General features: G+C 70.5%; 12 protein-coding genes. 5 read left to right on the top strand and 7 right to left on the bottom strand.

Annotation, left to right across the window (positions count from 1 at the left end):
* Positions 1 to 15 precede the first annotated feature (15 nt).
* From Voc01_RS25180 to Voc01_RS25150, 7 genes are all read right to left on the bottom strand, one after another.
* Positions 16 to 801 carry a prepilin peptidase gene (locus Voc01_RS25180; RefSeq protein ID WP_203929997.1) on the bottom strand — a complete coding sequence of 262 codons (786 nt, stop codon included), beginning with the start codon at positions 799 to 801 and terminating at the stop codon, positions 16 to 18.
* Positions 802 to 886: 85 nt separating this feature from the next.
* On the bottom strand, positions 887 to 1,372 hold the full coding sequence (locus Voc01_RS25175) for a type II secretion system protein (protein ID WP_203929996.1): 486 nt from the start codon (positions 1,370 to 1,372) through the stop codon (positions 887 to 889).
* Between the two features lie 87 nt (positions 1,373 to 1,459).
* On the bottom strand, positions 1,460 to 2,695 hold the full coding sequence (locus Voc01_RS25170; RefSeq protein ID WP_203929995.1) for a type II secretion system F family protein: 1,236 nt from the start codon (positions 2,693 to 2,695) through the stop codon (positions 1,460 to 1,462).
* Between the two features lie 4 nt (positions 2,696 to 2,699).
* Entirely contained in the window at positions 2,700 to 3,806 is a 1,107-nt protein-coding gene (locus tag Voc01_RS25165; RefSeq protein ID WP_203929994.1) for a type IV pilus twitching motility protein PilT, read from the bottom strand.
* A gap of 47 nt (positions 3,807 to 3,853) precedes the next feature.
* Positions 3,854 to 5,524 (bottom strand): GspE/PulE family protein, encoded by a 1,671-nt coding sequence (locus Voc01_RS25160; RefSeq protein WP_203929993.1) that lies wholly within the window; start codon positions 5,522 to 5,524, stop codon positions 3,854 to 3,856.
* Between the two features lie 68 nt (positions 5,525 to 5,592).
* A complete protein-coding gene (locus Voc01_RS25155) occupies positions 5,593 to 6,795 on the bottom strand; it encodes a hypothetical protein (protein ID WP_203929992.1) in 1,203 nt (400 codons plus the stop codon).
* An 80-nt stretch (positions 6,796 to 6,875) separates the two neighbouring features.
* Positions 6,876 to 7,214: a hypothetical protein gene (locus Voc01_RS25150; protein WP_203929991.1), complete on the bottom strand. Its 339-nt coding sequence runs from the start codon at positions 7,212 to 7,214 to the stop codon at positions 6,876 to 6,878.
* 164 nt (positions 7,215 to 7,378) lie between these two features.
* On the opposite strand from Voc01_RS25150, the gene Voc01_RS25145 reads away from it, so the two are divergent.
* From Voc01_RS25145 to Voc01_RS25125, 5 genes are read left to right on the top strand one after another with little or no spacing between them, the layout of a single operon-like run.
* Entirely contained in the window at positions 7,379 to 7,930 is a 552-nt protein-coding gene (locus Voc01_RS25145) for a chemotaxis protein CheW (RefSeq protein WP_239160473.1), read from the top strand.
* Positions 7,927 to 8,763, top strand: coding sequence for a CheR family methyltransferase (locus Voc01_RS25140; RefSeq protein ID WP_203929989.1), 837 nt, complete (start codon positions 7,927 to 7,929; stop codon positions 8,761 to 8,763). Before Voc01_RS25145 ends, Voc01_RS25140 begins: the two co-directional genes overlap by 4 nt.
* Positions 8,756 to 9,250: a hypothetical protein gene (locus Voc01_RS25135; protein ID WP_203929988.1), complete on the top strand. Its 495-nt coding sequence runs from the start codon at positions 8,756 to 8,758 to the stop codon at positions 9,248 to 9,250. The genes Voc01_RS25140 and Voc01_RS25135 overlap by 8 nt, the downstream gene beginning before the upstream one ends.
* Entirely contained in the window at positions 9,247 to 10,335 is a 1,089-nt protein-coding gene (locus Voc01_RS25130) for a protein-glutamate methylesterase/protein-glutamine glutaminase (RefSeq protein ID WP_203929987.1), read from the top strand. Before Voc01_RS25135 ends, Voc01_RS25130 begins: the two co-directional genes overlap by 4 nt.
* Complete coding sequence (locus tag Voc01_RS25125; protein WP_203929986.1) at positions 10,328 to 11,416, top strand: methyl-accepting chemotaxis protein; 1,089 nt, start codon at positions 10,328 to 10,330, stop codon at positions 11,414 to 11,416. The genes Voc01_RS25130 and Voc01_RS25125 overlap by 8 nt, the downstream gene beginning before the upstream one ends.
* Positions 11,417 to 11,429: the final 13 nt, after the last annotated feature.

Below are 11,429 nucleotides of genomic sequence, written 5' to 3'. Positions count from 1 at the left end.
CTCCTTTGTGTACGGTCAGGCCGGGGTGAGGAACGTGGTCGTGTACCAGGACGCGATCGGGTCGGCGAGGAACACCGCGAGCAGCGCGCCGGCGAGCATGAACGGGCCGAACGGGATCGGCGTCTTCCGGGACGCCCTACGGGCCGCCATGAGCGCCGCGCCGACGATCCCGCCGAGCAGGAACCCGCTGAACGCGCCGACGACGACCGAGCTCCAGCCGAGCCACCCGAGGTAGAGCCCGAGCACGCCGGCGAGCTTCACGTCGCCGAGACCCATGCCGCCGCGGTACAGCGACGCGATCCCGAGGAACAGGGCGAACAGCACGGCCATCGCGAGCAGCGCGCGACCGGCGGCGTGCCAGTCCGGGCCGAGCACGGCCGGCAGCGCGAGGAGCGCGGCACCGACCACATAGGACGGTAGGACGATCGCGTTGGGCAGCCGTCGCACGTCGAGGTCGATGAGGGCCAGCGCGAGAGACACCGCGCCGAGGTACAGGTACGCCGGAAGCTCCGGGCTCACACCGAACCGGAGCGTGATGGCGACGAACAGCGCGGCGGTGGCCGCCTCGACCAGGGGGTAACGGACGCTGATGCGCACCTTGCAGCCGGCGCACCGCCCGCGCAGGGCGAGCCAGCTGAGCACCGGCACGTTCTCCCAGGGCCGCACCGGCCGGTCGCAGGCCGGGCAGTGCGACGCCGGTCGCAGCAAGGACTCCCCCCGCGGAACGCGGTGGACCACCACGTTCAGGAACGAACCGACCGCGAGCCCGAGCACGCCGGCCAGTACGAGTAGGGGAGTCATCGCGTCCTCTCGGGTCTTCGCGGAACGGCTCGGGGCCGGCGGCAGCGGCGCCATTCGGCAGCCGCCACCGCCGGCGATCACTGAACTACGCGCTGGCGGTCGTGGCGCACGTCGCCGCGTTGCTGCCGGTGAACTTGATGACCGATCCGCCGACACCGCTGTCGTAGCGGTACATCTGGCCGCCGTCGGTGTTGATCGCGCAGAGGCGGTACGACGCGGCCGTGCCGTCCTTCAGGTAGTTCTGGTACGCCAGCACGTTGCCGGGCGACACGGTGATCGTCTGCTCGGAACCGCCGGTGAGCTTGAGCACGCCGTCGGCCGACACCAGCGGCGCGGGGGCGGCCGGGTAGGCGTTGCCGTTGTCGGTGTAGTACTGCTCGACCGCCGTGATCGCGCTGCGGACGTCGGCGGCGGCCGACTTGTTGGCCGCGCCCTTTCGGTAGTTGAGGTACACCGGGACGGCGATCGCGACCAGCACACCGATGATGACGACCACCACGAGCAGCTCGATCATGGTGAAGCCGCGGTCTTCGTTGCCGCGATTGCGCATCCCGTTGAGGGTCTTACGCATGTGAGCCTCCTGCGACTCAAGTGGGGGTGGGACGGGTGGTGTTGTTCCGGCCCGGCTGGCTGCCGGTCGGGCGGGATGCGCGGAGACTCACTCCACGCCTTGGATGTTCTGGTAGACCGAGAACATCGGCAGGTACAGGCAGACGACCATTCCGCCGATCAGGGCGCCCATGAAAAGCACCATGATGGGTTCAAGTGCCGCGGTCAGTGACTCGGCCGCGTCGTCGACCTCCCGGTCGTAGAAGTCGGCAATCTTGCCGAGCATCTGACTTATTTGGCCGCTCTCTTCGCCAACTTCCATCATCTGGGTCACCATGCGCGGAAAGACCGGGTACTGACCGAGGGGCGCCGACATCGTGCGTCCCTCGCGTACCGAGTTCTGCATGGCCGTGGCCACCGCCGCGATCACCGAGTTGCCGGTGGTCGCACCCACCACACTCAACGCCTGCATCACGGGGATGCCGACGCTCAACAGGGTTCCGAGGTTCCGGGAGAACCGGCTGATCGCGATCTTCGTGAACAGCGGACCGAACACCGGCAGCTTCAGCTTCACCTTGTCGGTGAACATCCGTAGCCCGGGACTGCGGCGCAGCTGGGCGCGGAAGATGGCCGTGAGCACCACGACGACCACCACGGTGAGCGGACCCGACCACGCGATGGTGTTGCTCGCCGACACGATGATCTGCGTCGGCAGCGGAAGCTCGCCGCCGAGGTCGCGGAACATCTTCTCGAAGATGGGCACGATGAAGATGAGCACCGCGGCGATCATCACCACGCTGAACGCCAGCACCATCACCGGGTACGTCAGCGCACTCTTGATCTTCCCGCGCAGCGCGGAGTCCTTCTCGAAGCTGCCCGCGATGCGCTCCAACGCGTCGTCGAGGAAACCACCGGTCTCACCCGACTTCACCATCGCGACCATCAGCGACGGGAACACCCGGTCGTGGCGGGCCATCGCCGCCGACAACGGCATGCCGCCCTCGACGTCGAGCCGCACCTCGCCGATCGCCTTCTTCAGCGAGGCCTTCTCGGTCTGGTCCTCCATGACCGCGAGCGTGCGCAGCAGCGACATGCCGGCCGCGCTCATCGTCGCGAACTGACGGGAGAACACCGACAGGTCCTTGAGCGTGGTGCGCCCGGACAGGCCGGGAATCTTCAGGTCCTTCTGCAGCACCGAGTTGTTCTCGGAGATCGACAGGGGCACCAGCCCCTGCGCGCGCAGCTGGACCGCGGCGGCCGTCTCGTTGGAGGCCTCGATCTTGCCCTTCTCGCGCTTGCCGCCGGCGCCGACGGTCTCGTAGGTGAACTCCTTGGTGATCGGCACCGGCTCACATCCTTCCGGACAGCCGCTGGAAGTCCTCGGCGGAGTGGCACAGGCTGAGCCCCTGCTCGAACGTGATCAGCCGCTGCTGCACGCGTTCGGCGAGGTGCTGGTCGAACGAGAGCATCCCCTCGCGCCCACCGGCCTGCATGAACGAGGGGATCTGGTGGTTCTTGCCCTCGCGGATGAGGTTCCGGATCGCCGCCGTGGCGAACATGATCTCGGTGATGATCGTGCGACCCTGCCCGTCGGCGCGCGGCGCGAGCGCCTGCGTCACCACGCCCTGCAGCGCCGCGGAGAGCTGGGCGCGCACCTGGTGCTGCTGGTGCGGCGGGAAGATGTCGATGACGCGGTCGACGGTCTGCGCCGCGCTCTGCGTGTGCAGCGTCGCCAGCACGAGGTGACCGGTCTCGGCCGCCGTCAACGCCGTCGACGTGGTCTCCAGGTCGCGGAGCTCACCGACGAGGATGATGTCGGGGTCCTGCCGCAGCGCGTGCTTGAGCGCGGTGGCGAACGAGTCGGTGTCGGCGCCGACCTCGCGCTGGTTCACCAGACACTGCTTGTGGTGATGGAGGAACTCGATGGGGTCCTCGATGGTGATGATGTGCGAGGACCGCGTGCGGTTGGCGAGGTCGAGCAGCGCGGCGAGCGTCGTGGTCTTTCCCGAACCGGTGGGACCGGTCACGAGCACCAGCCCGCGGTGCAGTTCGGCGAACCGCGCCACGCTGGCGGGAACGCCCAGCTCCTCGAGCGGCTTGATGGTGTGCGGGATGCCCCGGAACGCCGCGCCGCACGAGCCGCGCTGGATGTAGAGGTTCACCCGGAACCGCGACAGGCCGTCGACGCTGTACGCGAAGTCGAGCTCGTGCTTCTCCTCGAAGAACGCCCACTGCTCGTCGGAGGTGGCCGCCCGCACGAGCATCGCCGTGTCGTGCGGCTCCAGCGGCGGGTACTCCGGCAGGTACCGCATCTGGCCGTTGACCCGCACGGTCGGCGGCGCACCGACGGTGAGGTGCAGGTCGGACCCGCCCGCGTTGACCATCGCGAAGAGCATCGTGTCCAGCGCGGCGCGCTCGTCACCGCGAGGCGGCAACAGCGTCTGAAGTCCCTCCATGCCCTTCATGTCGGCCGGAGTGCTCCCCGGTTTAGCTTGTCCCGCTCCTAGATGGCTACCCGCAGGACCTCGGTGATGGAGGTCTGCCCCTCCATCGCCTTGAACAGGCCGTCGACGCGGAGGTCGTGCATGCCCTCCTCGATCGCCACGGTGTGGATCTCGCCGGCCGAGGAGCGCTTGATCGCCAGCCGCTCGATCTCCTCCGTCACCGGCATCACCTCGTGCAACGCCATGCGTCCCCGGTAACCGGTGTTGGAGCACGTCTTGCAGCCGACCGGCTTCCACAGCGAGTGCGGCACACCGAGCTCCTGCTCCGGCCAGCGGGCGGCGACCAGCTCCTCCTCGGTGGGCAGGTACTGCTCCTTGCACCAGTCGCACAGGCGCCGGGCGAGCCGCTGCGCCAGCACCGCGTCGAGCGAGGAGCCGACGAGGAACGGCTCGATGCCCATCTCGATGAGCCGGGTGACGGCGCTGGGCGCGTCGTTGGTGTGCAATGTGGACAGTACGAGGTGACCGGTGAGCGAGGCCTCGACGGCGAGCTGGGCGGTGACCCGGTCCCGGATCTCACCGATGAGCACGACGTCGGGGTCCGATCGCAGGATGGCCGGGAGCACGGCCGCGAACGTCATGCCGGCCTTCGCGTCCACCTGCACCTGGTTGATGCCCGCGAGCCGGTACTCGACCGGGTCCTCGACGGTGATGATGTTGATGGTGGGCTTGCTGATCTCGGCGAGCGTCGCGTAGAGCGTGGTGCTCTTTCCCGATCCGGTGGGACCGGTGACCAGCACCATCCCGTGCGGCTTGTTGAACGACTTCGAGAACCGCACGTGGTTGCGCTCGGTGAAGCCGAGCTTGCGCAGCTGCAGGTCGATGCCGCCGGTGTCGAGCACCCGCAGCACGACCTTCTCGCCCCACACCGTGGGCAGCGTCGCCAACCGCAGGTCGACCTTGCGCTGGCGCAGCTCCACCGTGATGCGGCCGTTCTGCGGCACGCGGCGCTCGGTGATGTCCACATTGGACATGATCTTGAGGCGCGAGACGAGCGCGCCCTGCACGTCGCGGGGCACGCGGTCGATCTCGTGGAGCACGCCGTCGATCCGGTACCGCATGCGCAGGTCGTGCTCGGTGGGTTCCAGGTGCAGGTCCGACGCGCGGTTCTGGATCGCCTGCTCCAGCAGGGAGTTGATGTACCGCACGATCGGCGCGTCGTCGTCGCTGGCCAGCAGGTTAGAGACGGTGGTGGTCTCCTCGGTGCGCAGGCTCGACGCGAGGTCGGCGAGGTCGTTCTCCTCGCGGCGCAGCCGCTCGATGACCTTCCGCATCTCGGTGCGGGCGACCACGACCGGGCGCACCATGAGACCGGTGGCCGCGCGGACGTCGTCGAGCGCGACGATGTCGTCGGGGTCGGTGATGCCGACGACGATCTCGTGGTCGCTGATCGTCAGGCCGACCACGCGGTGGCGGAGCACCATCGGCAGCGGGATCGCGTTCGTCGCGGCCGCGTCGATACGGAACGTCGACAGGTCGACGAACGTGAACCCGTTGGCCTCCGCCGACGCGGCGGTCAGCTCGTCCTCGGTGACGATGTTGTCGTTGATGAGGACGGCCCGGATCGACCGTCCGGTCGCCTCGGCCTCAGCGGCGGCGCGTTCGAGCGCGGCCGGATCGGCACCGCGCTGCTTGAGCGCTTCGAGCAACGGATGGACGGTCTGGTACATGGGTCTCCCGGCTGGGCCTCCCGAAGGGAGGACGGACGTTCCGTCGTTCCCATCGGCAGACCCGCTGGCTACCTGAGCGACAAGACCGGGGTGGTGACGCGGATGTGACGGGAGACACCGGCCGGCTCGGGACGAGCGGACACGTTCCGGGCGGCGACCGCCGCCTCCCGGTCGAGGCTCCGCTGGGCCGCCCGTGCGAGGTCGGCCTCCCGCCACGCGGCGCGCTCGGCCTCCGCCGCTTCCTGGTAGACGCGCAGCAGCCGGTCGCGGGTGCGCCGGCGCAGCAGGGCGTCCTGCTCGAACGGGTGCAGCCGCGGGTCGAAGCCGTTGCGGTGCGACAGCGCGTCGATGAGCTGGTCGGTGTCGAGCTCGCCGCGGGCGTGCGCGGCCTGCGCGGCGCGGTGCAGGTACTTCTCGCGGTCGGCGTACTCGGCCGGCGTCAGCGGCGTCTCCGGCGAGGGGAACGCGGCCGCCCGGATCGCGCGCTTGGCCGCGTTCTCCGCGGCCTCGTAGGCGTCCCACGCCGCGTCGACGGCCCGTTGGGCGTTCTCCCACTCGGCCTGGCGCCTGTCGGCGGTGACCCCGGCCCGCGCGGCCGCGATGGCCAACTCGTCGGCGAACCGCTGCTCGTCGGACCGCGGCGCGTCCGGAACCTCGGACGTCTGCAGGGTTTCGGCGGCCTCGGGCGCCTGCAGGGTTTCGGCGGCCTCGGGCGTTCCGCGGGTCTCGACGGCCTCGGGAACCTCGACCGCCCGGATCACCTCGGTGACCGCGTCGGCCGCGGCGGTAGCAGGGGGCGCGGTGTTCTCGGGCGTGGCGGCGACCTCGGGGGCCGTCGCCGCGGCTTCCGGCTCACGGGGTGCCGGCACGCGGACCTCCGGGCGGGTGGTCTCCGACCGGGCGGTCCGGGGCCGCGCGAACGTCGGGCGGCTCAGCCTCGGCCGGGCGAGCCGCTGCTTCGACCGCGGCGCTGCGCTGCGCGTGGGCTCGTCGGCGGTGGCCGCCTTGGCGGCCGCCAGCGCGCGCAGCACCGCCTCGTTGCGGCGGACCGGCGCGGCGGCCGGCTCCGCGGCAGCCACGTCGCCGGTGTGCGGCGACAATGCGAAGGCCGGCCCGGACACGTAGGCCGGCGCGGTGTCGCCGCGGCGGCGGGCGCGGCCGGCGATCGCGGCGAGGATGGCGAACGCCGCCGCGCTCACACCGATCAGCGTCAGCCAGATCACCAACGCGGCGGGGATTCCGGACATCATGCTCGTGTAGGTCTGGTCCATGAGGGAAAGCGCCTTCCGAAGGAAGCGTGAATCGCAGTCTGGGTCCGCGGGTGGTGCGTCGAGAGCGCGCTGCTGACGGGTCAGCTGTGCGGCGGGGCCCGCGGACCGGCGACCGCCGGCGCGATGGCGACCTGAACGGCGGCGAGCGGCCCGGTGACGGGCGCGGCGGCCTCGACCGCTCCGGCGGCAGGGACGGCCGGTGGCGGCTCCTCGGCCGGCGCCGGCTCGTCGGCGTGTGCGGCCTCCGCCGCGGCGACGCGGGCCTCGGCCGCGTGGAGCCTGGGCGCGGGCACCGGTGCGGAGGCGGCTCCGGCGAACCAGAGGCCGGCGGCCATCACCAGCAGCGCGAGCGCGGTGAGCAGCGGCACCCGGCGACGCGCAGACCGGCGTACCGGCCGGGGACGCGAATCGAATGCCACGGGTTCAACCTACCCGAACCGGACTCACACCTCTTCCGCTGGTGACCGATCGCACTAACCCGGTGGTGGCGCGTTGTTGTCGGTCCAAAAGCCTTGATCCGGCGACCGACCGGCCGATTCGACAGTCGGACGTTCGCTGGCCGGGCACATCGGGAGGAGCAGCGGTGACCAGTATCGGCGTGGACCGGGACCGTAGCGAGGCGTCCGTCGCCGAGGCGACCCGCTATCTCACCTTCACGTTGCAGGGCGACGCATACGCCCTGGACATCTTCCACGTCACCGAGATCCTCGAACAGCGCCCGCTGACGGCCGTGCCGATGACGCCCGATTTCATCCGCGGTGTCATCAACCTGCGCGGACGCGCGGTTCCGGTCATCGACCTGTCGCTGCGGTTCGGGCACGCGGAGACCGTGATCGGCCGGCGCACCAGCATCATCATCGTCACCATCAGCGAGGCCGTCGGCGCCGAGGAACTGGTGAGCCAGCAGATCGGCGTCCTGGTCGACGCCGTCAACAAGGTCGTGACGTTCACCCCGGACGACATCGAGCCGGCGCCCGCGTTCGGCGCGGGCATCCGGGCCGACTACATCAGCGGCATGGCCAAACGGGACAACGACTTCATCGTCGTGCTCGACATCGGACGCGTGCTGTCGCTGCGCGACATCGCCGCGCTGAACAACGCCATGGCCGAGGCGGCCGGCGCGGGTGAGCCGTGACGGTCGCGACCGGAGCCCCCCGCCAGATCACCCGCGACGAGTTCCGCGGCATCGCCGAACTGCTCCACCAACGCACCGGCATCCTCCTCGCCCCCGGCAAGGAGACGCTGGTCATGGGGCGCCTCGACAAGCGCCTGCGCCAGCTCGGGCTCGCCTCGTACGGGGAGTACCTGCGGCTGCTGCACACGGCCGGCGACGAGGTGCGGGTCGCGATCGACGCGTTGACCACCAACGAGACCTACTTCTTCCGCGAGCCGCAGCACTTCGACTTCCTGCGCACCGTCGTCGTACCGGCACCCCGCGGCAGCCGTCCGCTGCGGCTGTGGAGCGCAGCCGGCTCGACCGGCGAGGAGGCGTACACCGCGGCGATGGTGCTCGCCGACGCGATGCCGGGCCGGCAGTGGGAGATCGTGGCCACCGACATCTCGACCGCGGTGCTGCGCAAGGCGCAGCGCGGCGTCTACCCGATCGCGGCGGCCGAACGCATCCCGGACGCGCTGCTGCGCCGGTACTGCCGCCGCGGCCGCGACGAGTACGAGGGCCTCATGGCCGTCTCGCGCGAACTGCGCGACCGGGTGCGTTTCATGCGCGCGAACCTGCTCGACAACCTGCAGGACCTGGGCCGGTTCGACGTCATCATGCTGCGCAACGTGATGATCTACTTCGACTCCGACACGAAGGTGGCGCTCGTCAGGCGGCTCACCGACATGCTGCACCCGCGCGGGTACGTCATCGTCAGCCACTCCGAGAGCCTGCACGGCATCGCGCCGGCGGACCTGAAGATGACGCAGCCGTCCATCTACCAGCGCCAGCCCGGAGCCGGCGATGGGTGAGGTCACGTTGCACCCGGGCGACTTCTACTTCTCGCGACCGGGCGAGCAGGTCACGGTGGTCCGTACGCTGCTCGGCTCGTGCGTGGCGATCACGGTGTGGCACCCCACGAGGCAGGTCGGTGGGATGTGCCACTACGTGGTCCCGAAACGCGGCCGCGCCGACCGCTCGCGTGCCCTCGACGGCCGCTATGCCGAAGAGGCGGTGCGCATGTTCCTCGACGCGGTCCACCGGCACGGCACCCGCCCGGACGAGTACGAGGTGGGACTGTTCGGTGGCGGGTCGCAGTTCCCGTCGCAGCGCAGCCGGGCCTTCGACGTACCCGGACAGAACGTGGAGGCCGGGCGGATCCTGTTGCGGGTGGCCGGGTTCCGGGTCGGAGCGGAGCACGTCGGCGGCACCGGCCCGCGGGTGGTCGACCTCGACCTGACCAGCGGCGCGATCCGCCTGCGGCACAACGAGGACTGCGTGGGGAGGGGCATGCAGTGAGCCGGCGCCCGATCAGTGTCCTCATCGTCGACGACTCCGCGGTCGTCCGACAGGTGCTGTCGACCCGGCTCAGCGGCTGCCCGGACATCGACCAGGTGCGCGTGGCGGCCGATCCCATCTTCGCGATGAGCGCGATGAACCAGTCGTGGCCCGACGTGGTGGTGCTGGACATCGAGATGCCGCGGATGGACGGGCTCACGTTCCTGCGCCGCATCATGGAGGTCCGCCCCACTCCGGTGATCATCTGTTCGACGCTGACCCAGCACGGCATGCGCACCACGATGGATGCGCTCGCCGCGGGCGCGGTGAGCGTCGTGCCGAAGCCGTCGTCCGGTCTGAAGAAGTTCATGGAGGACGACTCCGGCGACATCGTCGCTGCGGTCCGGGCCGCGGCCGCCGGCAACGTCCGCAGGTTGGTTCCGGCGGCGCGCGTCGCGGCGGTGCCGGCGGTTCCGGCCGTCGCGGTGTCGGCGCCGACACGCGCCGCGGTACCGGTGAGAGCGCCGTCGTACGGCGTCGGCACCGACCGCGTGGTGGCGATCGGGACCTCGACCGGCGGCACCAACGCGCTGGAGAAGGTGCTGCCCGCACTCCCGAAGAACTGCACGGGAATCGTCGTCGTGCAGCACATGCCGGAGCAGTTCACCGCCGCGTTCGCCGGCCGGCTCGACACGATGTGCGCGATCGACGTGATGGAGGCCGCCGACGGTGACCGCGTACTTCCCGGCCGGGCGCTCATCGCTCCGGGCGGGAAGCACACCGAGGTCGTCCGCGACGGTGCCCAGTACCGGGTGCGGGTGCTCGACGGGCCGCCGGTCAACCGGCACCGCCCGTCGGTCGACGTGCTGTTCCGGTCGGTGGCGCGGGCGGCCGGCGCGAACGCGCTGGGCGTCATCATGACCGGAATGGGCGACGACGGCGCCCGCGGACTGCTGGAGATGCGCCGCGCCGGCGCCGCGACGGTGGCGCAGGACGAGGCGACCTGCGTGGTGTACGGGATGCCCAAGGAAGCGGTGCAGCTCGGCGCGGTCGAGCAGCAGGCACCCCTGGACTCGATCGCCGAGGTGATCCGTCGGCATGGCTGAGACCCTGATGATCCTGCTCGCGCTCGCCGCCGGCGGCGCCGGTGGTTACGCGTTGGGCCGCCGCGGCCGGCGCGGTGGCCCGTCATCGTCCACAGTGGAGGCGGCGACGCCGGTGGCGGCCTACGCGCAGAGCGTGGCCGAGTTCGCCGGCGCGGTCGCCCCCGTATGGACGGCGCAGATCGACTCGTGCCGGAGCCAGATGGAGACCGCGATCAGCGACGTCTCCAACCAGTTCGGCGGGATCGTGGACGACCTCGACTCGGTGCTGGCGTCGTCGACCGCCGCCGTGGGTGGCGACCAGGGTCATGCGTTCGACCGCGGCCGCGACCGGCTCAACGGCGTGGTGACCACGTTGGACTCCACGCTCGCGCTCAAGCACGAGGCGCTCAACGAGCTGCGGTCGCTGATGCGGCTCAACGAGGAGCTCAAGCAGATGGCCACGGAGGTTGGCGAGATCGCGGGGCAGACGAACCTGCTGGCGCTCAACGCGTCGATCGAGGCGGCCCGGGTCGGCGTCGCCGGTGCGGCGTTCGGCGTGGTCGCGATGGAGGTGCGGCAGCTGGCCGACCGGTCGCGCGAGGCCAGTGAGCGCATTGCCACCAAGGTGGCGAACGTCGGCGGCGCCATCACGTCGGTGCTCACCAACGCCGAGGCGAACGCCGAGAACGAGCGGTCGGCGGTCGCCATGGCGAACACCGACGTGCAGACGGTGCTCGACGACCTGCAGGCGGTCATGGAGGAGTCGCGCGAGTCGTCGAGCCGGCTGGAGACCGCCGCGATCGGCATCCGGTCGGAGATCGCGAACTCGTTGGTGAGCCTGCAGTTCCAGGACCGCGTGACGCAGGTGCTCGAGCACCTGCGCGACAACATCCACCGGTTCCCGGAGCTCGTCGCCGACTCGGCGGGGGAGCCCGAACCGAAGCCGCTCGACTCGAACGCGCTCCTCGACGAGCTCGCCCGTGACTACACCATGGCGGAGGAGCACCAGGTGCACGGATCGGGTGCCACGGCGGGCCGGGGCGCCTCTTCCGGCGACAAACCAGCTGTTTCGGTCGCCGACTCGGAGATCACGTTCTTCTAAGCACAACCGGGGG

The sequence above is a fragment of the Virgisporangium ochraceum genome (assembly GCF_016863655.1).
Lineage (GTDB): Bacteria > Actinomycetota > Actinomycetes > Mycobacteriales > Micromonosporaceae > Virgisporangium > Virgisporangium ochraceum.
The sequence above is the reverse complement of the archived record's forward strand: the minus strand, read 5'-3'. Positions and strand labels throughout refer to the sequence as shown.

Coding starts and splice junctions, on each gene's coding strand:
- Voc01_RS25180 (WP_203929997.1), bottom strand. CDS start 801: ATGACTCCCCTACTCGTACTGGCCGGCGTGCTCGGGCTCGCGGTCGGT.
- Voc01_RS25135 (WP_203929988.1), top strand. CDS start 8,756: ATGGGTGAGGTCACGTTGCACCCGGGCGACTTCTACTTCTCGCGACCG.
- Voc01_RS25125 (WP_203929986.1), top strand. CDS start 10,328: ATGGCTGAGACCCTGATGATCCTGCTCGCGCTCGCCGCCGGCGGCGCC.
- Voc01_RS25160 (WP_203929993.1), bottom strand. CDS start 5,524: ATGTACCAGACCGTCCATCCGTTGCTCGAAGCGCTCAAGCAGCGCGGT.
- Voc01_RS25155 (WP_203929992.1), bottom strand. CDS start 6,795: ATGGACCAGACCTACACGAGCATGATGTCCGGAATCCCCGCCGCGTTG.
- Voc01_RS25175 (WP_203929996.1), bottom strand. CDS start 1,372: ATGCGTAAGACCCTCAACGGGATGCGCAATCGCGGCAACGAAGACCGC.
- Voc01_RS25165 (WP_203929994.1), bottom strand. CDS start 3,806: ATGGAGGGACTTCAGACGCTGTTGCCGCCTCGCGGTGACGAGCGCGCC.